This is a genomic window from Brevibacillus sp. LEMMJ03 (assembly GCF_007197875.1).
GTDB classification, from domain to species: Bacteria; Bacillota; Bacilli; order Brevibacillales; family Brevibacillaceae; genus Brevibacillus; species Brevibacillus thermoruber.
Genome location: NZ_VKJN01000005.1, coordinates 75,691 through 102,590, shown reverse-complemented (window position 1 = coordinate 102,590; position 26,900 = coordinate 75,691). Strand labels below are relative to the sequence as shown.

The 26,900-nt window shown below is 60.1% G+C and carries 26 protein-coding genes and 1 other annotated feature; of the genes, 16 read left to right on the top strand and 10 right to left on the bottom strand.

All coding sequences use genetic code 11. From position 1 onward, the window contains the following. Positions 1-109: 109 nt before the first annotated feature. The 3 genes from FOI68_RS08515 to FOI68_RS08505 form a co-directional block, all read right to left on the bottom strand. Positions 110-1,096, bottom strand: coding sequence for a P1 family peptidase (locus tag FOI68_RS08515; protein ID WP_044897605.1), 987 nt, complete (start codon positions 1,094-1,096; stop codon positions 110-112). A 305-nt stretch (positions 1,097-1,401) separates the two neighbouring features. Beyond that, positions 1,402-1,626: a hypothetical protein gene (locus tag FOI68_RS08510; RefSeq protein ID WP_029097366.1), complete on the bottom strand. Its 225-nt coding sequence runs from the start codon at positions 1,624-1,626 to the stop codon at positions 1,402-1,404. A gap of 135 nt (positions 1,627-1,761) precedes the next feature. Then, positions 1,762-2,463, bottom strand: coding sequence for a pirin family protein (locus FOI68_RS08505; RefSeq protein ID WP_044897586.1), 702 nt, complete (start codon positions 2,461-2,463; stop codon positions 1,762-1,764). 161 nt (positions 2,464-2,624) lie between these two features. On the opposite strand from FOI68_RS08505, the gene FOI68_RS08500 reads away from it, so the two are divergent. The 3 genes from FOI68_RS08500 (at position 2,625) to FOI68_RS08490 (ending at position 5,764) form a co-directional block, all read left to right on the top strand. Next, the gene (locus FOI68_RS08500) at positions 2,625-3,386 is read left to right on the top strand and encodes a DUF4931 domain-containing protein (protein ID WP_029097364.1); all 762 of its coding nucleotides are present in this window, start codon (positions 2,625-2,627) and stop codon (positions 3,384-3,386) included. A gap of 63 nt (positions 3,387-3,449) precedes the next feature. Beyond that, positions 3,450-4,316 carry a GNAT family N-acetyltransferase gene (locus FOI68_RS08495; RefSeq protein ID WP_255433409.1) on the top strand — a complete coding sequence of 289 codons (867 nt, stop codon included), beginning with the start codon at positions 3,450-3,452 and terminating at the stop codon, positions 4,314-4,316. Positions 4,317-4,618: 302 nt separating this feature from the next. Further along, complete coding sequence (locus FOI68_RS08490) at positions 4,619-5,764, top strand: virulence factor (RefSeq protein ID WP_029097362.1); 1,146 nt, start codon at positions 4,619-4,621, stop codon at positions 5,762-5,764. On the opposite strand, the gene FOI68_RS08485 is transcribed toward FOI68_RS08490, so the two are convergent. Beyond that, positions 5,761-6,576 (bottom strand): phosphotransferase family protein, encoded by an 816-nt coding sequence (locus FOI68_RS08485; RefSeq protein WP_143862860.1) that lies wholly within the window; start codon positions 6,574-6,576, stop codon positions 5,761-5,763. The two genes, FOI68_RS08490 and FOI68_RS08485, sit on opposite strands and share 4 nt — an antisense overlap. Before the next feature lie 216 nt (positions 6,577-6,792). Here FOI68_RS08485 and FOI68_RS08480 point away from each other — a divergent pair, with 216 nt between their 5' ends. Then, positions 6,793-8,085, top strand: coding sequence for a phytoene desaturase family protein (locus tag FOI68_RS08480; RefSeq protein ID WP_035300137.1), 1,293 nt, complete (start codon positions 6,793-6,795; stop codon positions 8,083-8,085). A gap of 175 nt (positions 8,086-8,260) precedes the next feature. Here FOI68_RS08480 and FOI68_RS08475 read toward each other — a convergent pair whose 3' ends face one another. Next, positions 8,261-9,082, bottom strand: coding sequence for a serine hydrolase (locus FOI68_RS08475; RefSeq protein WP_255433408.1), 822 nt, complete (start codon positions 9,080-9,082; stop codon positions 8,261-8,263). Between the two features lie 103 nt (positions 9,083-9,185). Between FOI68_RS08475 and FOI68_RS08470 the strand changes: the two genes are divergently transcribed. The 12 genes from FOI68_RS08470 to leuS all read left to right on the top strand — a co-directional run bounded on the left by FOI68_RS08470 (position 9,186) and on the right by leuS (position 20,916). After that, on the top strand, positions 9,186-10,820 hold the full coding sequence (locus tag FOI68_RS08470) for a peptide ABC transporter substrate-binding protein (RefSeq protein WP_029097358.1): 1,635 nt from the start codon (positions 9,186-9,188) through the stop codon (positions 10,818-10,820). Between the two features lie 16 nt (positions 10,821-10,836). After that, complete coding sequence (locus FOI68_RS08465; RefSeq protein ID WP_029097357.1) at positions 10,837-11,571, top strand: gamma-glutamyl-gamma-aminobutyrate hydrolase family protein; 735 nt, start codon at positions 10,837-10,839, stop codon at positions 11,569-11,571. Positions 11,572-11,759: 188 nt separating this feature from the next. Next, positions 11,760-12,854, top strand: coding sequence for a DNA polymerase IV (locus FOI68_RS08460; RefSeq protein WP_143862858.1), 1,095 nt, complete (start codon positions 11,760-11,762; stop codon positions 12,852-12,854). A 121-nt stretch (positions 12,855-12,975) separates the two neighbouring features. Further along, the gene (locus tag FOI68_RS08455; protein WP_143862857.1) at positions 12,976-13,500 is read left to right on the top strand and encodes a YqeG family HAD IIIA-type phosphatase; all 525 of its coding nucleotides are present in this window, start codon (positions 12,976-12,978) and stop codon (positions 13,498-13,500) included. Beyond that, positions 13,497-14,615: a ribosome biogenesis GTPase YqeH gene (gene yqeH, locus FOI68_RS08450; protein WP_029097355.1), complete on the top strand. Its 1,119-nt coding sequence runs from the start codon at positions 13,497-13,499 to the stop codon at positions 14,613-14,615. Before FOI68_RS08455 ends, yqeH begins: the two co-directional genes overlap by 4 nt. 76 nt (positions 14,616-14,691) lie before the next feature. Then, on the top strand, positions 14,692-15,546 hold the full coding sequence (locus tag FOI68_RS08445; RefSeq protein ID WP_035300136.1) for a shikimate dehydrogenase: 855 nt from the start codon (positions 14,692-14,694) through the stop codon (positions 15,544-15,546). Between the two features lie 29 nt (positions 15,547-15,575). Next, complete coding sequence (gene yhbY, locus FOI68_RS08440) at positions 15,576-15,866, top strand: ribosome assembly RNA-binding protein YhbY (RefSeq protein ID WP_143862942.1); 291 nt, start codon at positions 15,576-15,578, stop codon at positions 15,864-15,866. A 3-nt stretch (positions 15,867-15,869) separates the two neighbouring features. Further along, a complete protein-coding gene (locus FOI68_RS08435; protein ID WP_143862856.1) occupies positions 15,870-16,466 on the top strand; it encodes a nicotinate-nucleotide adenylyltransferase in 597 nt (198 codons plus the stop codon). Further along, positions 16,450-17,040 (top strand): bis(5'-nucleosyl)-tetraphosphatase (symmetrical) YqeK, encoded by a 591-nt coding sequence (gene yqeK / locus FOI68_RS08430; RefSeq protein WP_143862855.1) that lies wholly within the window; start codon positions 16,450-16,452, stop codon positions 17,038-17,040. The genes FOI68_RS08435 and yqeK overlap by 17 nt, the downstream gene beginning before the upstream one ends. Next, entirely contained in the window at positions 17,040-17,396 is a 357-nt protein-coding gene (gene rsfS, locus FOI68_RS08425; RefSeq protein ID WP_029097350.1) for a ribosome silencing factor, read from the top strand. The genes yqeK and rsfS overlap by 1 nt, the downstream gene beginning before the upstream one ends. Positions 17,397-17,401: 5 nt before the next feature. Further along, positions 17,402-18,145: a class I SAM-dependent DNA methyltransferase gene (locus FOI68_RS08420; protein WP_143862854.1), complete on the top strand. Its 744-nt coding sequence runs from the start codon at positions 17,402-17,404 to the stop codon at positions 18,143-18,145. A gap of 46 nt (positions 18,146-18,191) precedes the next feature. Beyond that, positions 18,192-18,432, top strand: a binding site (T-box leader). 66 nt (positions 18,433-18,498) lie between these two features. Next, positions 18,499-20,916: a leucine--tRNA ligase gene (gene leuS / locus FOI68_RS08415; RefSeq protein WP_143862853.1), complete on the top strand. Its 2,418-nt coding sequence runs from the start codon at positions 18,499-18,501 to the stop codon at positions 20,914-20,916. Between the two features lie 137 nt (positions 20,917-21,053). Here the strand turns inward: leuS and comER are convergent, their stop codons facing one another. The 5 genes from comER to FOI68_RS08390 form a co-directional block, all read right to left on the bottom strand. Then, on the bottom strand, positions 21,054-21,887 hold the full coding sequence (gene comER, locus FOI68_RS08410; RefSeq protein WP_044897612.1) for a late competence protein ComER: 834 nt from the start codon (positions 21,885-21,887) through the stop codon (positions 21,054-21,056). A gap of 65 nt (positions 21,888-21,952) precedes the next feature. After that, positions 21,953-22,750 (bottom strand): helix-hairpin-helix domain-containing protein, encoded by a 798-nt coding sequence (locus tag FOI68_RS08405; protein ID WP_143862852.1) that lies wholly within the window; start codon positions 22,748-22,750, stop codon positions 21,953-21,955. A gap of 307 nt (positions 22,751-23,057) precedes the next feature. Beyond that, a complete protein-coding gene (locus FOI68_RS08400; RefSeq protein WP_185973905.1) occupies positions 23,058-23,912 on the bottom strand; it encodes an AraC family transcriptional regulator in 855 nt (284 codons plus the stop codon). A gap of 423 nt (positions 23,913-24,335) precedes the next feature. Then, a complete protein-coding gene (asnB, locus tag FOI68_RS08395; protein WP_143862851.1) occupies positions 24,336-26,261 on the bottom strand; it encodes an asparagine synthase (glutamine-hydrolyzing) in 1,926 nt (641 codons plus the stop codon). 206 nt (positions 26,262-26,467) lie between these two features. Continuing rightward, entirely contained in the window at positions 26,468-26,899 is a 432-nt protein-coding gene (locus FOI68_RS08390; RefSeq protein ID WP_143862850.1) for a deoxycytidylate deaminase, read from the bottom strand. Position 26,900: the final 1 nt, after the last annotated feature.

The following is a 26,900-nucleotide window of genomic DNA, read 5'->3' as shown; positions in this document are numbered from 1 at the left end:
CCTGTTCGGGACCCGTAAAGAAGCCCTCCGGCGGCGGTTCGTCCAGCCGGAGGGCGTTGGCCGTACGGCCCGACAGGGTTGCCAAGCGGCAGCGCGGGCTGCACCGGCGTCAGGCCTGGGGGCGCAGATCGCGATAGGCCGGGATTCCCCCCGCAGTCTCGGCGGCGAGGATCGCGTTGACGACCGCTTCGGCGAGCACTTCCGCCGACAGCGTGCCCACCAGATCGACGGAGGCGTCCACTCCGCCGGTGGCGGCCGCGAAGATGGTGTCGCCGTCGTGCATCGTGTGGATGGGGAAAATCGTCCGGGCCAGGCCGTTGTGAGCCATCTGCGCCACCTTGTTGGCCTGGGCCTTTGTGAAATTGGCGTTGCTCGCCACGACGGCAATCGTCGTGTTCGTTCCGGGCCGGACGGGTAAAGAGCCCTGTTCGATCATCAGGGAGAGGATGTCGCGAATCTGTCCGTGCTCGTCCCGCACTCCGGCCAATACCCTGCCGGTCGCCGGATCGCGCACTTCGCCGACGGCGTTGACGGCGACGATCGCCCCTACGACCAATCCGTTCGGCAGGCGGCGGGAGGCGGAGCCGAGGCCGCCTTTCATCGCGTGGCGCATGCCGGCCAGCTTCCCGACCGTCGCGCCGGTTCCCGCCCCGACGTTGCCCTGCTTCACCGGATGGGTGCTCGCCTGCTGGGCCGCTCTGTACCCCATCTGCTGATCGGGCCGCACCTTGGCGCTGCCGACGGACAGGTCAAACAGCACGGCGGCGGGCACGATGGGAACGACGCCCACGCCGACGTCAAACCCGATGCACCGCTCTTCCAGCCAGCGCATCACGCCGCTTGCCGCATCCAATCCGTACGCGCTGCCCCCCGACAGGCAGATGGCGTGCACCTGTTCGACGAGGTGGGTCGGGTGGAGCAGATCGGTTTCCCGCGTGCCGGGGGCAGAGCCGCGCACATCGACGCCGCAGACGGCCCCGTTTTCCATGACCAACACCGTACAGCCCGTCAGCGCCGCCTCGTCCTGCGCCTGTCCCACCTTGACGCCCGGTACGTCCACGATGCTTCCGTATTCCTCGTTCCGTTCCTGCGTCACGTTCTCACCGTCTTTCCTCTTGGTTTTCGCTGACCGAACCGGCGGCTCTCCGGTGTCAGCAGGAAACCGGGAACCGCCGCCGCCCATTCCGGCTGGGCCGTCCTGTGCGGGAATTCGCGGCGGGACACGTTTTGTCCGTTCTGTTCGCATTTGTCTTCCCAGACCTATCATTCCCGCCTGTTTCCGTTGGCTTGTAAGGATGTCTCCGCCATACTGCCTGAAAATTCCGTCTGATGTGATTCCATCATATACGATTGCCATCTCCCGATCAATGGCTTGGCGGGGGCGCAAGACGGGCGCAGGATTTACGGAAAATCGGGATACCGCAGCCCGTCCCGGACAAACTGCGTTCGTACCCAGGCGTAGAGGCGGAGCGGGATGGAAGGAAAGACGATGGCCAGTTCGCCGTCTTCCAGCACAGGCAGGTCCACGGGTGACTGGATCCGGTAGGGGATCCCCTTGGCGTTCAGCAGCGTCTTGTACCGCTGGGCGTCACGCCAGCTTACCGGGTAGTAAAACGATTTTTCCATCTGACATCAACACACCTTTCCGGGGATTGCTGGTAACCATACTATGCCGAAGCCGTGAGATAAAAAAAGGCCGCCGTCCGAGGAGCGGAGGCGGCGGTGTGAGAAAAGGCGGTTGACGGATCGAAGCGGCCGTGCTTACGGCAGGTCGATCAGCATGAAGAACGCGCCCGACGGACTGGTCAGCGACAGCTTCGGCGTGTCGGTGATGCGGGCTGCGTCCCGCTTGGCCAGTGCCGTCTCGCCGTTGACGGCCAGATCGCCTTCGATCACAAACAGGTAGATGCGGCGGCCCGCTTCCTGTTCAAACGTGAGGGCGGCACCCGGCTCGAGACGGGACAGGTACAGCGTCAGGTCCTGATGGATTCGGGCAATCTGCTCCCCGCCCTCCCGGGAGACCACCGGCAGCAGCCGATTGACCATCTGTTCGGGATCGTACGCCGTTTGCTCGTAGGAGGGAGCCAAGCCGTATTCGGCCGGTTCAAACCAGAGCTGCAAAAAGTTCACTTCTTGCGTCGCCGACGGGTTCATTTCCGAGTGAATGATGCCCGTGCCGGCGCTCATCCGCTGTACGTCGCCGGGCCGGATCACCTCCTGGCGTCCCGTGCTGTCCTTGTGCTCCAGCTCGCCTTTCAGGACGATGGAGACGATTTCCATTTCGCGGTGCGGATGTGGGCCAAAACCGGTCAACGGCTGCACGACGTCATCGTTGAACACGCGCAGCGGGCCGAATCCCATGTTGGCCGGGTCGTAGTATTCGGCAAAGGAGAAGCTGAAGCTGCTCTTCAGCCATCCGTGGTCGGTCGTATAGCGGGACTGCGCCTTGTAGACGGATATCATCAACATACCTCCTGTCGCGGAATGCCGTCTCGTCTCGGATGCCGCGAAAGATTGAGCGTTCCCCCGCGGGGGAGAATGGCTACCAAACATACTACCCCTTACACTTACAATTGTAAAGTTGGTGTAGTTACGTTCGCAGCTTGTGGAGGGAGGAAACGCGGATGCCGCACACGCATTTGCAATTTGACATACACATCGGCCGGCAAAAGCCGGAGAACGTCACCAACCGGGAAGCGGCCTGTCCGTTCTGCAGCCCGGACGAACTGGAGGGCGTGCTGGAGCGGCGCGGGCCAATGATTTGGCTGCGCAACAAATACCCCGTGCTGAAGGACGCCTTCCAGACCGTGCTGATCGAGACCGACGACTGCGACGCCGAACTGTCCGTCTATCCCCGGGAGCATCTGCATGCCCTGTTTTCGTTTGGGGTGGAAAAATGGCGGGAGATGGAACGGAGCGGCTCGTTTCGCTCCGTCCTGTTTTTCAAAAATCACGGCCCGTACTCGGGAGGAAGCATGCGCCATCCGCACATGCAGATTGTCGGGTTGGAGACCTACGATTACCTGCAGCATGTAAAACCGAGCGATTTTGAAGGCATCGTCATCGATCGGGAGGCGGGGGTGGAGTGCAATCTGTCCACGCTGCCAAGGGCCGGTTTCTTCGAGTGCAACGTGGTCCTCTCCGACATGGACCGTCTGCCGCGCATGGCCGATTACGTGCAGATTCTGGCGCACTGGATCCTGAACCGCTTCAATCGCCGCTGCCAGAGCTACAACCTGTTTTTCTACCGCTGGGAAGAGCGCATCGTCGTCAAGGTGGTGCCCCGTTTTGTCACCTCGCCGCTCTATGTCGGCTATGCCATCCCCCAGGTGCCCAACAATCTGGAAGAGGTGGTGCGTGAGATTCAGCGCATCTATTTTTTGTGAGAGTGCGTCTTTATCATGAGGGCGTCCCTGGCGCAAAAGAGACGCAGCAAAGGAGGAGACGGAGTGGCACCCTATACGATAATAGCCAAGGCGGCGCTGACCCCGGAAGATCTGTCCGACATCAGGGAGTTGGCCGCCCTTTGCAATCAGCATGACGGGATCGATTTGAAACTGAATGAGGACATGCTGGAACATCGGCCGGGAAACTGCACGGACGATTTTCTCTGCTACGCGGACGGCCGCCTGATCGGCTATTTGGGGCTGTATTGCTTTCATGCCGGGGAAGCGGAGGTGAGCGGCATGGTCCATCCGGCCTACCGCCGCCAAGGCGTTTTCCGGCAGCTTCAGGAGCGGGCGGAGGAGGAATGCAGGGGTCGCGGGATCCCTCAGCTGCTGTTTATCGTGCAGCGGGAATCGCAGTCCGGCAAGGCATTCATGGAGGCGATCGGGGCGTCCTACCGGTTCTCCGAGTACTGGATGGAGCTGGGCGATGTTCCGCAGCAGACGTCCGTTTCTTCCGTGGAAGTGAAGCCGGCCGGGAGGGAGGATCGGGATACGCTCGTCCGCCTAAACGTCCTCGGCTTTCACATGGACGAAGAACACGCGCGGGAGATGACGGCGAAGATCGAACTTGCTTCCGATCGGGAGACGTATCTGGTGATGCTTGGCGGGGAAGCTGTCGGCAAAATCAGCGTGGTCAAGCAGGCGGAGCAGGCCGTGGTGTTTGGCTTTTGCATCCATCCCGACCACCGGGGACGCGGTTACGGCCGCCAGGCGCTGGCGCGGACCATCCGTACGCTCCGTGATCAGGGGTACGGGCGGGTGGCGCTGGAAGTGGCCTGCGAGAACACCCGGGCCCTCATCCTGTACGAATCGTGCGGCTTTGCGGTCAAGTCGGCCAACGACTACTATCAGCTTCCGATCACCTAGAGAATGGGCTGCATACGACGGGCAATGAATGATGGAGAACATCCGGACGGATCGTTCTCCTTTTGTTTGGGCCGCCAAGCGAATGGAATGACGCAAAGTTGCGTACGATACGGGAAGATTTCTGCGTAGATGCGAGGGGACAGGGGAAAAGGCCGCCCGGGCTGTCGGCAGTCCCGCAGAGGGCGCGTGGAGCGGCACGCCGCGGCAGGCCGAGTGCAGTTGCGCGGGCCGCTGACATGGAAAGCCCGGGACAGACGTGCTACGATAAAAGGGAGTGATTGTGGCTGGAGGAGTGATTCCATATGAAACTGTTGTCCATCGAGCCGACGCCCAGTCCCAACGTGATGAAGCTGAACGTGGACGAGCGTTTGCCGGACGGTGTGCAGCGCGTCTATACAAAAGAAACGACGGCGTCCCTCCCGGACCTGATCCGCAAACTGCTGGCGATCGAGGGTGTGACGTCCATTTTCCACACGGCCGATTTTTTCGCCTTGGAGCGAAAGTCGAACGCCGACTGGCAGCGGATTCTGACGCAGGCCAGGGAAGCGTTTGGCTCAGGCGGAGAGGCCGCGCTGCCGGCCCTGACGGAAGAGGCGAGCGAAGCCGGCTGGGGGGAAGCGCAGGTGTACATTCAGATGTTCCGCGGCATTCCCATGCAGGTGAAGGTGACGATGGGGACGGAGCAGATTCGCGCCGCGTTGCCGGAGCGGTTCGGCAAGGCAGCCGTCCAGGCGGGGTCCGCTTCGCCCAACCTGATCATGGAGCGCAAGTGGGTGGAACACGGCGTCCGCTACGGCGATCTGCGCGAGATCGGCGAGGTGGTGGCGCAGGAGATCGACGCCGCGTATCCGCAGGAGCGGGTGGACGAGCTGGTGAAGCTGGCGATGCAGCAGGAGCCGGGCGAGGCGCCGCCGCAGCCGGAACAGCGGGAGAAGAAAGTCGTCACCCTGGAGATGCTGGACGATCCCGACTGGCAAAAGCGGTATGCCGCCCTGGATCGGCTGGAGCCGACCGAAGCGGATTTGCCGGTGCTGGTGAAGGCGCTGCGCGATCCCAAAGCCTCCATCCGCCGGCTGGCGGTGGTCTATCTGGGCATGGTCGGCGGGGACGCGGTGCTGCCCTATCTGTTTGAAGCGCTGCGGGACGAATCCGTCTCCGTCCGGCGCACAGCGGGGGACACCCTGTCCGACCTGGGGGACCCGCGTGCCATCGGACCGATGGCGGAAGCGCTGAAAGACCCCAACAAGCTGGTTCGCTGGCGGGCGGCCCGCTTCCTCTACGAAGTGGGCGACGAGTCTGCGCTGGAGGCGCTGCGTGCGGCCCAGGACGAACCGGAATTCGAGGTGCGCCTGCAAATCAAAATGGCGCTGGAGCGGATCGAAAGCGGAGAAGCGGCCAGCGGCACCGTCTGGCAGCAGATGACACGGCGAAACGAGCAGGGCTCCTAATCGGCGGCCCCCCAACGAAGCAGGGTGCGGACACGCAGGAGAAGCTGCTGCTTTTCCGCCTCCGGCACATGCTCGGCCAGTCGGGCAGCCGCGACGGGCAGCTCCCAGGCAGTGACCTGCTCGACAGTCCCGTCCGCGAGGCGCAGGTACTCGTGCAGGTAGAAGCGGCAAAAGCGGCGGCGGACGATCTGCAGCAGGGACTGCAGCGGACGGGGCAGCTCCCCGGGAAGCGAACCCGTGCGCAGCATCAGCACCGTGCGCGCCACGTCGGCCAGCGGGTCGCCGCAGTGGGCCGTCAGCCAGTCGAGGATAACGGGGCCGTCGGGAGTCAGCAGAATGTTGTCGGGATGCAGATCCCCGTGGCAGGTGACCGCGCCGTCCGGCAGTTGCGATAGCCGCGCAAGCACCGCCGCTTTTTGCCTGTCGGTGAGCAGCGGGGCGCTTCTGATCTGATGCTCCAGCACCGCTTTTTGCGGGGGGAGACCGGTTCCGCCGTGTGTGTGCACGTCCCGGTGCAGGACCGCAAGCTGCCTGGCGTGCCGGCGCAGCCGCCACGGAGAGCGGAGAATGTGGGTGAGCAGGGGGATGCCGGTGACGTAATCGTAGACAATCGCCGGCCGTCCCTGCCACTCTTCCCTGGCGCGGGCGGCCGGTGCGGGCAGCACCAGCCGGGTGACGTGCTGCGCCGCCAGCCATTCCGCCTCCGCAAGCTGTACCGGAATCCCCGGCCGAAACAGCTTTACCGCCAAACGGTTGTCCCGGAAAAAGATCTCCGCGGTATGTCCTTCACCGATTTTCGGCCCGATGTTCACGTGCGTTCCTCCTGTCCAAACGAATCTCTTCGATTATATCACCCGGCGGCGGAAGAAATGGCGCGTTTTGTAAAAAACTGGTGAGAAAAGGCAATAAATGGTATATCGAGTATAACAATAGACACAGTTCATTGATAGTTGACTTCCACCTTGTCTATCCCTTATTCTATGGAGGATTAGGAATCAACTTCGAGAGTGCGTAAGGGAGATTGTTGTATGACCACCAATCACTATGACGTCGTCATTGTCGGCGGCGGACTGGCCGGTTTGTCCGCTGCTGCCTATCTTTCGTCCAAGGGCAAGAAAGTGGCGCTCTTGGAACGGGGTTCCTTGGGCGGACGAGCTGTCACGCTGAAGCTCAAGGGCTTCAATTTCAACTTCGGCGCCCACGCCATTTACGGCCGCGACACGTCCATTTTGAAAACGTTTGAAAAAGAGTTGGGCCTCCACATCGACTGGCAGGACTTCAACCCCAACAAAGCCAAATACGACCTGGGAGACGACCTGACCGCCGTTCCGGCCAACGTGCAGGGGCTGTTCCGCACCAAGCTGTTGAAAGGGCTGGACAAGGTCCTCTTTACCTTTGAAATCCTGAAAACGATGCTGAAGATGGAGACGGGCCATCCGCACCTGTCCATCCAAAAGTGGATGGAGAAGAAAAACGTCAGCGAGGACGTGCGGGAAATGATGCTGACGCTGGCGTCTTCCAACTTCTTTACCCGGGAGCCGGAAAAAATCCCGTCCGACGTGTTCTTTACCTACTATCGCCGCCTGTTTACGACCAACAAACCGGTGGCCTACATCGGCGGCGGCTGGCAGGCGCTGATCAACGAGTTTGTCCGCGTGATCGAGGCCAACAACGGCACGATTCTCACCAAGACCAGAGTGGAGGCGTTCCGCTGGGAAAACGACCGCGTGATCGCCGCCGTTACGCCGGACGCGGAGTATACGGCCGACGAGTTCGTCTGCTGCATTCCGCCCAAGGAAATGGTAAAGGTGTTCAAGGATACCAAGCTGGAGCACGCCATCGAACAGTACGCGTCGTACGAGCCGACGGTCGTGGTGGTGTACGACGTCGGCTTGAAACAGCGGATCGACGTGCCCTACACCTATGTGTACGACAAGCAGAACAACATTTTCATCACCGACATCTCGTACTACGACACCACCTGCGTGCCGGAGGGAGGCCAACTGCTGCAGGCGACAGCCTACCTGCGCCAATCGGAAGTGGGCAGCAAGGAAGCGGTCGAACAGCGCAAGCAGGAGATTGAACAGCTGTACGACAAGCACTTCCCGGGCTGGCGCGAAGAGCTGGTCGTCCCGCGCGTTTCGACGCGCGCCGTGGTGCAGGAGATCAAGTGGACGATGAACCAGAAGCCGATGCCGATCTTCCTGCCGGACTACCGCAATCTCTTCTTTGCCGGCGACTGGTGCGAAGGGCAGGGACAGCTTTCCGAGCTCTCCTTCTCCAGCGCGTACGAGGCAAGCAAGCTGATTCTCGAAAAGTAAACACGCCACGCAAAATCAGGGCGTCCTTCCCGGTTGGGGGAGGACGCCCGTTTTTGTCTGCGCGGCACCTGCCTGTGCGGTTGGGTGGTTCGAGTATCCTGAGAGCAAACACAAGTCAAAGGCACGTCCGCAAGAGAGCGATTCGTGCCGGGCTGCCGCTGACCACGGGTTTTGGTCAGGAGCGGCCCGCGTACAGGTCGTACACCATCCGTCCGATCCGTCCCATCATCTCGCCGGCCGCTTTGGCGTCCACGTCCCTGGACAGGGTACAGATGGTAACGGCGTGCCCGCCCACGTACAAGATGCCGGCGTCATGCGTGATGTTGGTCACCGTTCCGGTCTTGTTCGCCAGCTCCCACTTGGGCAGCATGCCGATGACATCGCCTTCCGGATTGGGCAGGCGGCACGGGATCCGGTCGCGGTGCTGCTGCCGCTTGAGAATGTTGATCATGTGCAGGCAGCTGTTGTACGAGATCGCTTTTCCCGTCGCCAGACAGCGGAAATGGCTGCCCATGTCGGCGGCGGTCACTTCGTTGTAGCCCTCCGGCTCCGCCGGGACAATCATCAGCTTGTTGTAAAACGAACTGTTGACCATCTCCGTACGGCTCATGGCGGCGCGGATGGCGTCCGTGCCGACCAGGTCGATCAGCATGTTGGTCGCCGTGTTGTCGCTCTGAATGATCATCAGCGTCACGGCGTCGTAGACGGTCAGTTCGGTGCCCGGCGTCAAGTGCTGCAGCACGCCGTCTCCGCCCACCTGATCCTCCCGCCGCAGCCGGAGCTTGTCTGACAGGGCCAGTCTGCCGGCGTACGCTTCGGCAAACACCGCCGTCATGATCGGCACCTTGATCAGGCTGGCGGCGTAGAAGCGCTGATGTTCGGCAAAGCCGAGCCGTTCCCCGGTCCGCACATCCTCCAGGTAAATGCCCCATTGGCCGCCGGTTTCTTCCATTAATTTTCCAATTGAAGGTCCGAGGGCAGACAGCACCGCAGCCATCTCCTTTCGCGTTTTACATTGGTATAGACAAAATTTTCATAAGATAATATTATTTAATCATGCTTGGAACAATCAAGAAAAAAAGTTACACGAGGGGGATTTTATGAAAGCACTTCAGAGACTGTCTCTTTGCGCTGTTCTTCTGTCCAGCCTCGCTTTTGCCGGCTGTGGAGGGAATGGCCCGCAAGACGCGGCCAAACCTGCGGATACGCCAGCCGCGCAGGGGCAGCAGGCAGCCGCGCAGGAACTGCGCGTTAACCTGAATACGGGTGACCCCAGCACGATTGACCCGGGACTGGCGGAAGACATTCCGTCCATGTCAGTGGCCCGCGCGGCGTTTGACGGTCTGCTGCGCCTCGACGCAAACGGCCAGCTCAAGGAAGCAGTCGCCGAGAAGTACGAAGTGTCTCCGGACGGACTGACCTACACGTTCCATCTGCGCGACAGCAAGTGGTCCAACGGCGATCCGGTCACGGCTCACGACTTTGAATACGCCTGGAAACGGGTGCTCAACCCGGAAACGGCATCGGGCTACGCGTACCAGCTCTACTATCTGAAAAACGGGCAGGCGTACAATGCGGGCAAGGCCAAGGCGGAAGACGTGGGGGTAAAGGCAACGGACGACAAGACGCTGGTCGTCACGCTGGAAAACCCGGCGCCGTTTTTCCCGCAGTTGGTCGCCTCCGTCACCTACTTCCCCGTCAACAAGAAAGTGGTGGAAGCCAACAAAAACTGGGCGGGCAGCCCCGACACGTACGTGGGGAACGGTCCGTTCGTACTGAAAAAGTGGGAGCACAAGTCGGTCATCGAACTGGAGAAAAACGAGTCGTACTGGGACAAGGATGCCGTCAAGCTGTCCAAGCTGACGATCAACATGATCGAAGACGCCAACACCGAGCTGTCCATGTTCGAGAAAGGCGATCTGGATTGGGCGGGCTCGCCGCTGGGCGACTTGCCGCTTGACGCGCTGGATGCGTTGAAGGACTCGGGCAAAATGCAAACCCAGGCGACCGCCGGTACGTACTGGTACGTTTTCAATACGACCCAGCCTCCGTTCTCCAACAAGAAGATCCGCCAAGCCTTCGCGTACGCGGTTAACCGCAAGGAAATCTCCGAGAATGTCGTGCCGTACAAGAGCACGCCGGCGCTCGGCATCCTGCCGCCGACGATGGCGTTCAATCCGGACGGCTACTTCAAGGACGGCGACGTGGAAACCGCGAAAAAGCTGCTCGCGGAAGGGATGAAGGAACTGGGCATCTCCAAACTGCCGGAGATCACGCTGTCGTACAACACGACGGAAGTGAACCAGCGCATCGCGACCGTCATTCAAGACCAGTGGAGAAAGGCGTTCGGCATCGAAGTCAAACTGGTCAACAAGGAAAACAAGGTTCACCGCGAGCAGATGAAGGCGGGCAACTTCCAAATCGGCCGGGCAAGCTGGATTGGCGACTTCAACGACCCGATCAACTTCTTCGAGGTCTTCAAGGGCGGGCTGAACACGTCCAAGTGGGAAAACAAGGAATTCCTCGCCCTGCTGGACCAGTCGGCAAAAGAAGCAGACCCGGCGAAGCGCAACGAAATCCTGAAAAAGGCGGACGCCATCGTCATGGACGAAATGCCGGCGATGCCGATTTACTACTTCACCTACGCGTGGGTGAAGCAGGACACGGTAAAAGACGTCGTGGTCGACCCGCTCGGCTTCATCGACTTCAAATACGCATCCAACGAAAAGAAATAACAAGGAGTGACCGCTCGTGCGTCCGATCATTGGCGTAGCGTGTACCAAAATGTACTTTCCCAACAACAACCTCGACCAGTTCTTCTACGTGGGTTCCGGCTATGTGGACGGGGTGGCCCGCACAGGCGGGATTCCGTTCATCCTGCCGCTGATGACGGTCCCGGACGCGCCGTTCCGCGCGATGGTGGAATCGCTGGACGGCCTGATCCTCACCGGCGGAGACGATCCCGCCCCCCATCTGTACGGCGAAGAGCCGCTGCAGGGGCTGGGGGAAGTGGAGTACGAACGGGACCTGGCGGAGCTGGCGGTGATCAAACTGGCTCTGGAGCTGAAGAAGCCGATTCTCGGCATCTGCCGCGGCATGCAGATCCTGAACGTGGCGTGCGGCGGCACGCTGATCCAGGACATCCCGAGCCAGGTGCCGGGTGCCTTTCAACACGCGCAAAAAGGTTCGCGCCAATACGGAGCGCACAAGGTCACGCTTCAGCCGGGGTTTGTGGCGGAAGCATTGGGCAAGACGGAAATCCTCGTCAATACGTCGCATCATCAGGCGGTGAAAGACGTGGCCCCCGGGTTCAAGGTGACAGGGGTGGCCGCTGACGGGGTGATTGAGGCGATTGAAAGCCTCGACGGGCTGCACGTGGGCGTGCAGTGGCATCCGGAGCGCATGTGGGCGCACGACGACACGATGCTGAAGCTGGCGGAAGCGTTCGTCAACAAGGCGCGTCAGGTGAAGGCGCTGGCCCGGTAAGGCGTCAGCCGCTGCAGGCATTGCGGAAGATAGAAAAACAAAAACGCAAACCGCTCTTCTCTCGGGAAGGGCGGTTTTTTCGTCAAAACGGCGGCGGCATCCGTCCGCGGCAGGCGGCTGTATCTTGCATCCGGCTGGAAAAAGGACGATAATAGCGATATGAGAATGTATGTTTGGTGGTATCTCCCGTGAAGAAGATCCTGCATCTGGACATTGACGCGTTTTTTGCCAGTGTGGAACAGTTGGATCACCCGGAACTGCGCGGCCGGCCGGTGATCGTCGGCGGCACGGGAAACCGCGGCGTGGTGTCCACCTGCAGCTATGAAGCGCGAAAATACGGGGTGCGGTCCGCGATGCCGATGGCGCTGGCCCGCAAAAAATGTCCGCACGGCGTGTTTCTGCCGGTTCGCTACGAGCGCTACGCGGAAAAATCGGCGGAGATCCGCGAGGTGTTTGCCGCCTATACGGATCGCTATCAAACCGTGGGACTGGATGAGGCGTACCTGGACGTCTCCGGCTACGACAACGCCGTTCCCGTCGCCCGGGAGATCAAGCGGCGGATTCAGAGTGAAACCGGGTTGACCTGCAGCGTCGGCCTCTCCTACAACATGTCCCTCGCCAAGATCGCCAGCGATTTGAAAAAGCCGGACGCCTTTGTCGTCATCCGGCCGGATCAGGCGCTGGAGGTGCTGCGGCCGCTGCCCGTCGGGACGCTGCACGGAGTGGGCAAAAAATCGCAGGAGCTGCTGACGAGAAAGGGCATTCACACCGTGGAAGACTTTTGGCGGCTTTCCCTGGACGAAGTGGTGCAGTTGTTCGGCAAGTTCGGGCAGGCGCTGTACTACCGGGCCCGGGGCGTGGACGACCGGGAAATCGTGACGGAGCGGGCTCCCAAATCGCTGAGCCGCGAGACGACGCTGCCGTTTGACCTGCACGACCGCGAGGCGGTCGCTCCCGTGGCCGCTTCCCTGCTGGCGGAGGCGGAGCAGGATGTGAGGCGGGAGGGAGTCGTCCCGCAAACCCTGACGCTGAAAATCAAATACGCCGACTTCACCCTCAGGACCAAACAGCGCAAGGCCGCCCCCGGCGCAAACTGGGCCGAACTGCTGGAAGAGCTGCTGGACGCGTTCGACTACTCCCCGGGGGTGCGCCTCGTCGGCGTCGGCTTCTCCAACTTTGCGCCGCCGGCGGAACAGCGGTACGAGCAGTTGACGCTGTTTTCATGGAAGAGCATGGAGGAAGCGGTGGAAGCGGAATCGGGAATTCTCCGTCTCGGGCGGTGACGCCGCGCTGCCTCGCGGATTGTTTTCGGACGCGGATTGAAACTTTTGCAAGCCGGTGGCGGAGTGTGGTATAGTAGGTGCCGAAATCGCGGTTCTCGTCAGGCCGTGTTGGAGGTGCCCCGTGTTTCTGGAGAAGCTGATGCCGGACCAGTTTGTGGAGTCCATCCATCATATTGACATAGATCAACTGCGGAAAAGACACATACGCGCGGTCATTACCGACCTGGACAACACCCTGGTGGAGTGGGACAGGCCGCACGCCACCCCCGAGGTAGAAGCCTGGCTGAAACGGCTGAATGAGGCAGGCATCCAGGTGACGGTCGTGTCCAACAACAATCAGGACAGGGTGGACCGCTTCTGCGCCCCGTTGGGGGTCCGGTTCATCTGCGCGGCGCGCAAGCCGTCCCGCCGCGCCTTTTTGCAGGCGGTCCGGGACATGAACGTGACGATCGCGGAGACGGTTGTGATCGGCGACCAGTTGTTTACCGACGTGCTGGGAGGCAACCGGCTCGGTTTTCATACCATTCTTGTCGTCCCCGTTGCCGAGACGGACGGGTTTTGGACGCGGATCAACCGCCGGATGGAACGGGTGGCGTTATACTTGATGCGCAGGAAAGGAATGATTACGTGGAAGACAAAATCGTGAACGAACAAACGCCGGGGACGTGCGCAGGCTGCGGCGTGGCCATTCAGACGGAGGACCCGAAACGGCCGGGGTACGCGCCGGCGTCGGCCCTCGCCCGGGAAACCGTCATCTGCCAGCGCTGTTTCCGGATCAAGCACTACAATGAAGTGGCGCCGGTCAGCATGGAGGACGACGACTTCTTGCGGATTCTGCACGGCATCGGCGCGACCGACAGCCTCGTGGTGATGGTGGTCGACATCTTCGACTTCCAGGGGTCGTGGCTGAGGGGCCTGCCCCGTTTTGTCGGCAAGAACCCCATTTTGCTGGTCGGCAACAAAGTGGATTTGCTGCCCAAAAACATCAACCTGAACCGCGTCCGCAACTGGATGCAGCACGAGGCGAAAGAGCGCGGACTGCGCCCGGCGGACGTCATCCTGGTCAGCGCGCAAAAAGGCGTCAACATCGACGAGCTCCTGGCGCGGATCGGCGAGTTGCGGCGCGGGCGGGACGTCTACATCGTCGGGGTCACCAACGTCGGCAAGTCGACCTTGATCAACCGCATTCTGCACGACTACGGTTCGGCCGACTTGGAAATCACCACGTCACCGTTCCCCGGCACGACGCTGGACAAGATCGAAATTCCGCTGGAAGACGGCCGCTCCATCTACGACACGCCCGGGATCATCAACCGCGACCAGATCGGCCACATGGTGTCGCCGCAGGACCTGCGCAGGATTACGCCCACGGCGCGGATCAACCCCAAGGTCTACCAGTTGAACGACAGACAGACGCTGTTTTTGGGAGGACTGGCCCGCATCGATTTTGTCCGCGGCCAGCACCAGCCGTTCGTCGTCTACGTGGCCAACAACCTGTACATTCACCGCACCAAGCTGGAGAATGCCGACGAGGTCATGGCCAAGCACCACGGGGAACTGCTTGCTCCGCCCACGGGAGCGGAGGCGGCCCAGGCGCTGCCCCCCTTTGTCAAGCATACGTTCAAGATCCCGCCTGCGGGCGCGACGGACATCGTCATTTCCGGATTGGGCTGGGTCAGCCTGCGGGGCAAGCACGAGGCGCACGTCGTCGTGCACGCGCCCAAGGGCGTCAGCGTCGGGATGAGAAAAGGCCTGATTTGAAGCGGCGGCGGTTTTTCGCCTGCCGCCTGCCCTGTCATATGCTACAGAAAGAGCAGCAGAGGGGAAGGAGATCCGCATGATCACGAGCAAAACACAGTTGGTTGGCCTGTTGGGCCATCCGGTTTCGCATTCGCAATCGCCGCTGATGCACAACGCCGCCTTTTCCGAAAAGGGGCTGAATTTTGCCTACGCCGCTTTTGATGTGGAACCGGAGCGCTTGGAGGAAGCGGTGGCCGGCATTCGCGCGCTGGGGATCAAAGGGGTCAACGTGACCATTCCCCACAAGGTGGCGATCATGCCGATGCTGGACGAGATCGATCCCCTGGCCCAGCGGATCGGCGCGGTGAACACCGTCGTCAACCGGGACGGCCGCCTGATCGGCTACAACACCGACGGCACGGGCTACGTCCGTTCCCTGGTGGAGGAGACGGGGATTGACTTGCGCGAGCAGGTTGTCACCATGATGGGGGCCGGGGGAGCGGCCCGCGCCGTCGCCTTCACCCTGGCCGAACAGGGCGTTCGCGAGATCCGGATCATCAACCGCTCGCGGGAACGAGCGGCGCTCCTGGCGGAACACGTGGGAACGATCGTGCCCACCTCGGTGATCGATCCGACGGACGGAAAAGCGGCGATTGCCGACGCCACGCTGCTGATCAACACCACGTCGATCGGCATGCACCCGCAGGTGGACGAGATGCCGGTGCAGGCGGAATGGCTGCACCCCGGTCTGATCGTCAGCGATCTGATTTACAACCCGCTGGAGACCCGTCTGCTGAAAGAGGCGCGCGCGTGCGGTGCGCGCGTCCATTCCGGCGTGGGCATGTTCGTCAACCAGGGAGCGCTCGCGTTTGAACTGTGGACGGGGCAGGCGGCGCCCGCCGAGACGATGCGGGACATTGTTTTGCAGCAGCTTACGAAGACTAGTTCATGACGATAGACGTCAGAGAAGGAGGCAAGCCGATGCTCACCGGCAAGCAGAAGCGTTTTTTGCGGGCGCAGGCCCATCATCTCACCCCGATTTTTCAGGTGGGAAAAGGCGGCGTCAACGACAACATGATTACGCAGATCAAAGAGGCGCTGGAAGTGCGGGAACTGATCAAGGTGTCCATCCTGCAGAACAATCTGGATGACAAACACGAGGTGGCGGAAGCCCTGGCGGCGGGAGCGGAGGCCGAACTGGTGCAGCTCATCGGCCATACCGTCGTGCTTTACAAGGAGTCCCGGGAAAACAAGACGATCGAGCTGCCGTAAGCCATGGAACAGCGGGAAAAGCAGATCGGCATCATGGGCGGCACGTTTGACCCGATTCACTGCGGCCATCTCCTCGCCGCGGAGCAGGCCCGGGAACAGATGGGGCTGGACGAAGTCTGGTTCATGCCGGCCCGGATACCGCCGCACAAGACGAGATCGGGCATCACGCCGGCGGAACACCGGCTGCGCATGGTGGAACTGGCTGTCGCGGACCATCCGGCGTTTCGCGTGACCGACGTGGAACTGCGGCGGGAGGGGCCGTCCTACACCTACGACACGATGCGCCAATTGGTGTCCGCGTATCCGGACTGCCGCTTTTCGTTTATCGTCGGGGCCGACATGGTGGAGCTCCTGCCCAAGTGGTACCGTTTTGCCGAGCTGATCCGGCTGGTACGGTTTATCGGGCTGGCGCGGCCGGGGACACGGCTGGACCGTCGGGCGCACGAAGCGTACGTCAGCTTCGTGGAGATGCCGGCCTGGGACATCTCGTCCTCGCTGATCCGGCAAAAAGCGGCCGCGGGCAGGAGCATCCGCTACCTGGTCCCGCCGGTCGTAGAGCGTTATATAAAGGAGCACGGGTTATATGAACGGAGCGATTGATCGGGAGGCGCTGCTCGCGAAGGTGCGCGCCCAAATGCATGACAAGCGGTACCGCCACACCCTGGGAGTGGCGGAGTCGGCGAGACGGCTGGCGGAGCGCTTCGGCGCCGATCCGGACAAGGCGGAGCAGGCCGGCTACCTGCACGACTACTGCAAGTGCTGGCCGGTGGAGCAAATGCGCGACATTCTCGTCCGCCACGACATGCCGCGCGAGCTTCTGGAGGGGGAAAAAGAGCTGTGGCACGCGTTTGCCGGTGCCATCGTCATCCAGACGGAGCTCGGCGTGACCGATCCGGAGATTCTGCAGGCCGTCCGCTACCACACGACCGGCCGTCCGGGGATGAGCCTGTTAGAAAAGGTGGTCTGTGTGGCAGACTATATAGAACCGAACCGGGATTTCCCCGGGGTGGAGATGATTCGCGCCCTGGCCGAGCAGGATCTGGACGAGGCGCTGGCGTGCGCGCTTGGGGGCACGATCCAGCATTTGATCGACAGGCGGAAAACGGTGTATCCGTTGACGCTCTTGGCATACAACGATCTCGTATCCCGCAGGGATGCACAAGGAGGAGTTTGATGGTTAAAACGGTGGAAGACCTGGCACGCCTGGTGGTAAAAGCTGCGGAAGAGAAAAAGGCGGAAAACCTGATCGTTCTGGACATCAGCAAACAGTCCGTGATCGCCGACTATTTCGTGATCTGCCACGGCAACAACGAGCGCCAGGTTCAGGCGATTGTCAACGAGATTCGCGATCAGGCGCACAAACACGGCTACAACGTCCGCGGCATCGAGGGGGCGGACGAGGGACGCTGGGTGCTGGTTGACCTGGAAGACGTGGTCATTCACGTGTTCCACCGCGAAGAACGGGAGTTTTACAATCTGGAGCGGCTCTGGGGAGACGCGCCGGCGGTCTCCTTTGGAGAGCAGGGCTGACGGCGATGGCGTACGCGCATTTGGCGGCCGTCTACGATAGGCTGATGGCCGATTCGCCCTACGATCAATGGCTGGATTGGCTGGAGCGGGTCTGGGAAAAACGGGGAAAACCCCGGCAGGTGATCGACCTTGGCTGTGGAACGGGCAGCATCGCCATTCCGCTCGCCAAGCGCGGTTACCGGGTGACGGGGGTGGACCTCTCGGCGGAAATGCTGGCGGTGGCCTACGATAAAATGAAGCGGGAGCAGGTTCAGGTCACCTGGGTGGAGCAGGACATGCGGGAGCTGGATCTGCCCGCGGCCGACGCCGTCATTTCCCTGTGCGACTCGCTCAGCTATCTGACGGAAGAGGAAGACGTCAAGCGGACGTTTGCCCGTGTCTATCAGCATCTGAATCCCGGCGGCACGTTCTTGTTCGACGTTCACAGCCCCTACAAGATGCTCCACGTGTTTGGCAATCAGACGTTTACGCTGGTCGAAGACGAAGTTTCGTACATTTGGCAATGTTTCTGCGACCCGATTCGGCTGGAGGTGGAGCACCAGCTCACCTTTTTCCTGCGCCAGCCGGACGGGCTGTACCAGCGGGTGGAGGAGGAGCACTGGCAGCGGGCGTACCAGCCGGTTCAGATGATGCGCTGGCTGGCGGACGCGGGGTTTGTCGAGGTGGAGATCACGGCCGATTTCACCGGCCTTCCGCCGCACGAAACCAGCGAACGGCTGTTTTTCGCCGCCCGTCGACCCGAGCGTTGACACGGTTGGTACGGATTGACTATAATCGGAATACAACCGCAAACGTGAGAATGCGTTGAAGAGGAGTAGTACGAAAGGCAACCACGGCATCAGAGAGTTGACGGCAGGTGCGAGTCAACCCGTGACTTTCCGAACTCGCCTCGAAGCACTCCGCCCGAAGGCCGGCTGGTTCCGCCGGCTGCGTAAGGAGGAGCGTCTCGTCCGCGATAGGGACATCAAGCGGGTGAACGATTCGTTCGCCAATCAGGGTGGTACCGCGGGAGCGTCTGAATCCTCTCGTCCCTTTCGGCCGTGCGCCGGGGGCGGGAGGTTTTCTTATTATCGTTATCTTTTCACGATGGGAGTGCGTCACAATGGTTTACAATCATCACGAGATCGAAAAAAAGTGGCAGGAATACTGGGAGAAGAACAAAACGTTTAAAACCCTGGAAGACAAGAGCAAGAAGAAGTTTTACGCGCTCGACATGTTTCCGTATCCGTCCGGCGCGGGGCTGCACGTCGGCCATCCGGAGGGCTATACGGCTACCGACATCCTGGCCCGGATGAAGCGGATGCAGGGCTACAACGTGCTCCATCCGATGGGGTGGGACGCCTTTGGCCTGCCGGCCGAACAGTACGCGCTCGACACCGGAAACGATCCGGCGGAGTTTACGCAGCGCAACATCGACAACTTCCGCCGGCAGATCAAATCCCTGGGCTTTTCCTACGACTGGGATCGCGAGGTAAACACGACCGACCCCAACTACTACAAATGGACCCAGTGGATCTTTACGAAGCTCTACGAACACGGGCTGGCCTACATCGATGAAGTGCCGGTAAACTGGTGCCCCGCGTTGGGAACCGTGCTGGCCAACGAGGAAGTCATTGACGGGAAGAGCGAGCGCGGCGGCCACCCGGTTGAGCGCCGCCCGATGAAGCAGTGGGTGCTGAAAATCACGGCCTACGCCGACCGCCTGCTGGAAGACCTGGAAGAACTGGATTGGCCGGAGAGCATCAAGGAGATGCAGCGCAACTGGATCGGCCGCTCGGAAGGGGCGGAGGTCGTCTTCGGGATCGAGGGTCACGGCGCGACCGTCACCGTCTTTACCACCCGCCCGGATACGCTGTTTGGCGCCACCTATGTGGTGCTCGCGCCGGAGCACAAGCTGGTGAAAACCATCACGACGCCGGAACAGCAGCAGGCGGTGGAGGCGTACCTGGAGCAGACCAAACGGAAGAGCGATCTGGAGCGCACCGACCTGGCCAAGGAAAAAACCGGGGTGTTTACCGGCGCGTACGCGATCAATCCGGTAAACGGGGAGCGGCTGCCGATCTGGATCGCCGACTACGTGCTGATCAGCTACGGCACGGGCTCCATCATGGCGGTGCCGGCGCACGATGAGCGCGACTACGAGTTTGCCCAAAAGTACGGCCTGCCGATCAAGGAAGTGATCGTCGGCGGAGACGTGACCAAAGCGGCCTACACCGGCGACGGCGAGCACGTCAATTCCGGCTTCCTGAACGGGCTGAACAAGGAGCAGGCGATCAACAAGATGATCGAGTGGCTGGAGGAACACGGCAAGGGAGCGCGCAAAGTGTCCTACCGCCTGCGCGATTGGCTGTTCAGCCGTCAGCGCTACTGGGGTGAGCCGATTCCGATCATCCACCTGGAAGACGGAACGATGAAAGTGGTGCCGGAAGAGGAGCTCCCGGTCGTCCTGCCGAAGACGAAGGAAATCAAGCCGTCCGGCACGGGCGAATCGCCGCTCGCCAACATCACGGAATGGGTCAACGTCGTCGACAAGGAAACGGGGCTGAAGGGACGCCGCGAGACCAACACGATGCCGCAATGGGCGGGAAGCTGCTGGTACTACCTGCGCTATATCGATCCGCACAACGACCAGCAGTTGGCCGACCCGGAAAAACTGAAGGAATGGCTGCCCGTTGACATTTACATCGGCGGGGCGGAACACGCCGTGCTCCACCTGCTCTACGCCCGCTTCTGGCACAAGTTCCTGTACGACATCGGCGTCGTGCCGACGAAAGAACCGTTCCAGAAGCTGTTCAACCAGGGCATGATCCTCGGCGAGAACAACGAAAAGATGAGCAAGTCCAAAGGAAACGTGGTCAATCCGGACGAGATCGTGCAGAGCCACGGCGCCGACACGCTCCGCCTGTACGAGATGTTCATGGGGCCGCTGGACGCCTCCATCGCCTGGTCCACCAAAGGGCTTGACGGGGCGCGACGTTTCCTCGACCGCGTATGGCGCCTGTTCGTCGACGACAACGGCCGCTTGAACGAAAAAATCAAGGAGAACTGCGAATCGGCCGCACTGGAGCGCGTGTACCATCAAACCGTGAAAAAGGTGACCGAAGACTACGAGGCGCTCCGCTTCAACACGGGCATTTCGCAGTTGATGATCTTCGTCAACGAAGCCTACCGGGCGGAAGTGCTGCCGAAGAAATACATGGAAGGGTTCGTCAAGCTGCTGTCGCCCATCTGCCCGCACATCGGTGAAGAGCTGTGGGAAAAACTGGGCCACACCGATACGATTGCGTACGAGCCGTGGCCGGAGTACGATGAATCCAAGCTGGTGGAAGACGAAGTGGAAATCGTGCTGCAGATCAACGGCAAAAACAGGGAAAAGCTGCGCATCCCTGCCGACGCGACCAAAGAGCAGATGGAAGAACTGGCCGTCAGCAACGAGACGATCAAGGAACTGACCAGCGGCAAAACGATCGTGAAAGTGATCGCCGTCCCCGGCAAACTGGTCAACATCGTGGTCAAGTAACAGGTACGCATCCATTCCCGCACGCTTCACAGCGGAAGCACGGAAGACAAATAGGCAGCACGGAAGATACAGGAGGCAAACGCATCTACCAGAAGAGGCGCGTTCCGGCAGGGAACGCGCCTTTTTGGTTTGGTGCGTCAGTCAGGCGGCGCCTCAAGATGGCGGGCCATGTGCTCGCGATCTTCGGCAAATTTGGCGTGCGTCCGTTCAAACACCTGCTGGAACAGGCCGGGAACGGCTTCGCGCAGGGGGATCAGCCCTTCGCCAGTGATGCCGCCCGGCACGCACACCCGCTCCTGTAGGGCAGACAGCGTAAACATCTCCTGTTTCAGCAGGTCTGCCATTCCGATGAGCATCTGGGACGTCAGATAAGAGGCGGCTTCGGCGGAGATGCCGGTTTTCTCGACGGCGGCCTCGATCATCTGGCTCAGGATATAGCTGAGAAAGGCCGGGCCGCAGCTGCTGATGTCGGACGCGATGCGCAAAAACGGCTCCGCCACTTCCACCGGATGGCTGATCTGGGAGAAGAGGGTCAGAATTCGTTCCCGCGTGTCACTGTCGATTCTCGACCCGAATTCGAACAGGCTGACGCCGCTGCCGGCGGCATTCGTAATGCTGGGCACCACTCTGGCTACGGCGCAGGGGACGAGCGTTTCCAACTGCTTCAGACTGACGGGGCTGGTGATCGTAAGCAGGGTGTGTTCCGGTGTGAGCGCCGGAAGCGTCTGTGCCAAGGCTTGCCTGTATTCGAACGGTTTGACGCACAGCAGCAGCATACGGGCATCGCGGGCCACGTCGGCGTTGCTGGCCGCCACGGTCAGACCGGGGTGACGTTCGGCCAACCATTCCGCTTTGGCGGGGGTGCGATTGCTCGCGATGATCTGGCCGGGAGACAGGGCTTTGGCCGCGAGCAGGGCTTCGATCAGGATGCTGCCCATGCTGCCCGTGCCGATAAACCCGATCCTGTCCATGTCCATTCCTCCCTCGCTGGTTCTCTCCCCATTGTATGTGCACAGGAGACGGAACATGACCATCACTAGCGGACACGGACGAGGTCTTTTAGCCGTTGGTACAGCTTGTCGCCGATGCCGCTGATCCGTTTCAGCTCCTCCGGCGAACGGAACGCCCCGTTTTCCGTCCGGTAGGCCAGGATCGCCTTGGCCCGCGCTTCGCCGATTCCGGGCAGCGTCATCAATTCCTCCAGACCGGCGGTGTTCAGATTGACGGGTTGTGCGCCGCCGGCCTTCCCGCTGCCGGAAACGCCGGTGGAGCTTCCCGCAGCCAGGCTGCCGCCCGGACTGCCCGCTCCCACGCTTCCGGCGCCTGCCCCCGCGATTGCGGAGAGAGCCGCCGTCTGGCCGCAGGGAGAGGCCGAGCTGCCTTTGGCCGGCACCACGACGGCGCTGCCGTCCGTTAGCGGCTCGGCCAGATTGATCCGCTCCACGTCCGCATCCGGCGCGGCTCCCCCCGCCCGGGCAATGGCGTCGGCTACTCGCGCTCCGGCCTCAAACCGGTACAGGCCGGGCTGCTTTACCTTTCCTTTGACGTCCACGAACAGGGGCGGAGCTCCGGTATCGGGCGGCCGCCCAAGCTCTACCGCATCCTGCTGAAGGGAACGTTCGTCCCCAGCCGCGTCTGGTTCGCCGGAAGGACGCGTTTCCCCGGCAGGGGGAGACGGCTTGTCCTCCGCTGCGGCGGCCACTTCTCGCAGCGGCAGTTCCGCTGTACTCCTGGCCTGCTGTTCTCCGTACAGCCAAACACTAATTCCCGCAAACAGGATCACTGCCGCGGCGATTGCGATGCGTCGGTATCGTTCCCACCATTCGTACAGCATGAAAAAACCCCCCTTGCGTCTCGTCCGGCCATGCCGCGAGGGCTTCAACGGCTCTCTACCCGGATGCTACAAAAAGACAGCGGGGGTGTGCAAATGATTCGGAAAGGGTGGAGCAATCATAAGTTGTAGCCTGCGCTTCCATCAATAAAAAACATGGCAGGGAGAACAAAAATAACGTTCTAGACTGCCACGTTTTATTGAACGATCGCTACCCGATAGCGGAATGATCTGACCTCTCATTCATGGTACGGTTCTCCGCTCCATCTGTAGCGGCAAGGGCCTCACGCACCACGGCTTTTCATAAGGTTTATACTTTTCTGACGACCGGAACCCATAACTCATTTTTATTCTCTTCGATAGGCAAATAGCATTCAATTGCGGGCAAATCAGCAAGATCATAGGTTGATACGGGAAGCCACTCCGTATATAGACGTTTCCAGATGGCTTGAATACCATCCGGGGATCCAGGTGCTTCAAATACCGCCCAAGCAGCTTCCGGAACGTTCATTCTTATCATACCTTCCGGAGGAACTTGATCAGACACGATAGCTAATAGGTAGTCGAATTCTTCATTTTTCCCCCATTCTCCATTCGCACAAACCCCTAAAATACCTCGTAACTTGTGGGTAGCATTACGAATCTCCCACAGTTTCTCGAAGACGCCCTTCTCTCTTGCACCAGTCCATATTCCAGGCACTAGGCGAAAAGCATTTTCTGTGTTGACACGTTCCTTTAAACCAACAATTGTAAATCCACTGAGTTCTTCAATCCTGTAGTTCATTTCCGCAACTCCTTTGATTGAGAATTGAAAGGTCATTCGTGGATAGGCTTTCAGTTTGGTTCCTACGTTACGTGCAGCAGTCGGCGTAGTGCCGTGTAGATTTTGAAACGCACGGGCAAAAGCCTCGGGTGAATCGTAGCCATACTTGAGCGCAACATCAATTACTTTTATATTGCTGCTTTGAAGTTCAAAAGCCGCTAACGTGAGACGCCGTCGTCGAATATATTCAGACAAAGAAACATCAGTCATAAAAGAGAACATGCGTTGAAAATGGTAGGCGGAGCAACACGCGACTTTGGCTACTTCAGCGTAAGCAATATCTTCGGTAAGATGATCTTCGATATAGCGAATTGCCTCATTCATTCTGGAGACCCAATCCATCCTCATGACCATCCTTTCGCCATTCAATATAAAGCAATCGAAATAACAAGGTCTTGCATTTCGTGCACAATATTGCAAGATAACAACGAATAGACGTACTTGTGCCATGTTCTTTCCAGCAGTTATAAAACCGAATCAAATGGAAAACGAAGACATATATCATATTCGTAACACAGTACCAAGCCTCCTTTTACGAGGGTTTTTCATACGTCTGGCTTGTGTTAGCAATGGAAGTTCATGATGATTTGTTTTCAGCAGCTGCTCCAAGATACTTTTTGAAAAATAAAAAACTTGCATCTAGGCAAGTTCATCAAATATAGATATAGCGGTCTTCACGTTGTAAACAGGGGGAAAACGGGCTCATTGAAAAAGGCCCCGCCCGGAGTCGTTCCGGGCGAAGCCGTTGGGGTTCGGGTACCGCTATTATCCGATGTGCTCCAGCGATTCCTTTTTGCGGCGGATTTCCACACTGGGGCTGACATACGGCCCGAAGCTGTATTTCTGCTCGATAAAGATCTGATGCCACAGCATGAAGATCAAAATCGTCCAGATCTTGCGGCTGTAATCGGCGTTGCCTTCGCGGTGCTCATCCAGCATGTACAGGACGTACGCCTTGTTGATCAGATCGTCCACCTTGGATTCGAAGATGATCTCCTTTGCCCACTTGTAAAAGTGGTTTTTCAGCCAGTGGCGCGTCGGCACGGGGAAGCCCAGCTTTTTGCGCGTCTTGATTTCCGGCGGGAGAAAATCTTTCATCGCTTCCCGCAGCACGTGCTTGGTGGTGCCGTTGGCGATCTTGTACTTGGTCGGGATGGTGGCGGCAAATTCGAACACCTTGACGTCGATGAACGGAACGCGCAGTTCCAGAGAGTTGGCCATCGTCATCTTGTCCGCTTTCATCAGGATGTTGCCGCGCAGCCAGGTGTGAATGTCCAGGTACTGCATTTTGGTGACGTCGTCGTACTCGCTGGCCCGCTTGTAGATGTCTTCCGTAATCGTCCACGGGGAGCGGTACTCCTCGGAGCGGCGAATGTCTGCCATGACGACCCGTTCCTTCATCTCTTCGCTGAAGATCAGGGCGTTGCCGAAGAAGCGTTCTTCCACCGTCTTCGAACCGCGGATCAGGAAGTTTTTGCCCTTGACCTGATCCGGCAGCTTTTCCGCCAGGTAGCGGATGGAATGGCGCATCCAGCCGGGCATTCGGGAGAACATCCGCAGCGAGTGCGGTTCGCGGTAGATGTTGTAGCCGCCGAAAAATTCGTCGGCCCCTTCCCCGGAGAGCACCACGGTGACGTGTTCGCTGGCCATCTGCGCGACGAAATAGAGCAGGATGGCGGACGGGTCGGCCACCGGTTCGTCCTGGTGCCAGACGAGTCGGGGCAGTTCGTCCATGTAGCGCTGCGCGTTGACGACCAGCTCGTGGTGTTCGGTGCCGAGGTATTCGGCGGTACGGCGGGCGTAGTCCAGCTCGCTGTAGCCAGGGATGTCGGAGCCGACGGAAAACGTCTTCACCGGCTCAAACGTGCGCAGCATGGCGACGATGCTGCTGGAGTCGACGCCGCTGGACAGAAACGCGCCGCGCGGCACCTCGCTGACCCGGTGCTTGTCGACGGATTCGAGCAGGATGCTGCGCGTGCCTTCCACAAAGTAGGAGAACGGCTTGCTTTCGTCCGGTTTGAACTCGACGTCCCAGTAGCGCTGCAGCCGAATCCGGTCGTTCTCGATGACGAAGGAGTGGGCGGGCGGGATGCGGTAGATGCCCCGGTACATCGTCTCCGGATCGGGGACGTATTGGAACGTCAGGTAATGATAAAACGCGGTGTGGTTGACTTCCCGGCTGACTCCGGGCAGTTCCAGCAGGCTCTTGATCTCGCTGCCCACGGCGATCGCGTCGTCCGTCTCCACGTAGTAGAGCGGCTTGATGCCGAAGTGGTCGCGGGCGCCAAAGAGCCGCTTGTTGCGGGAATCCCAGATGGTGAAGCCAAACATGCCGCGCAGGTGTTTCGGTGCGTCCATTCCCACCTCTTCGTACAGGTGCAGAATGGTTTCGATATCGGAATCGGTATGGAAAACGTGTCCGCACCCCTTCAACCAGTGCTGCAGTTCCTTGTAGTTGTAGATTTCGCCGTTGCCGATAATCCAGATGTCACGCGTCTCGTTGAACAGCGGCTGGTGGCCGCCTTCCACGTCAATGATGCTCAAACGACGAAAGCCCAGGGCGATGTTGTCTTCCAGGTGAAAGCCGTCATCGTCTGGACCGCGGTGCAGGATGACACGCGTCATGGCGCCGATCGTCTCTTGGTCGACGGGCGCTTGCCGCTTGTTGTAGACTGATACGATTCCACACATATGAAATGACTCTTCCTCTCACTGATTGCTCTAGCTAACTCTATCACGGATTGACGGTCAACGCAATCGCTCCGAATGCCCAAGCTGTCTCCGCAGCAAAGAGAGGTCCCCTCGGGCACCTCATCGAAAACGGGCGTGTCGTGCGCGCCGCCGGGTCTTTCGGACGGGGGAGCAGAGCGGAAAGTGCCCCGCTTCGCTCACAGGAGTCAGTCCCGCCGCGACGGTTCCGGCGGCATGTGAACGACTTCCAGATCCTTGAGAAAGTACTGGTTCCATTTGTTCGGATAGGCGTTGCGGTAGACGATCCGCCTGATGCCCACCTGGGCGAGAATTTTGGAGCAGGTTTCGCACGGTTCATGCGTCACGTAGGCGGTGGCTCCCTTGAGGCTGTCCCGATCCGCGTGCAGGCAGGCGTTTGTCTCGGCGTGGATCGTCCGGTGGCAGCGGTTGTCGTCCCCCAGAAGACAGCCTGCGTCTTCGCAGTGATCGTGTCCGTGGATGGAGCCGTTGTAGCCAGTGGCGACAATGTGCTTGTCCTTCACGATGACACAGCCGACGTGCAGCCTGTTGCACGTAGAACGGGCAGACACCTGCTCGGCGATGTCCAGGAAGTATTCGTCCCAACTTTTCCTCGTCATG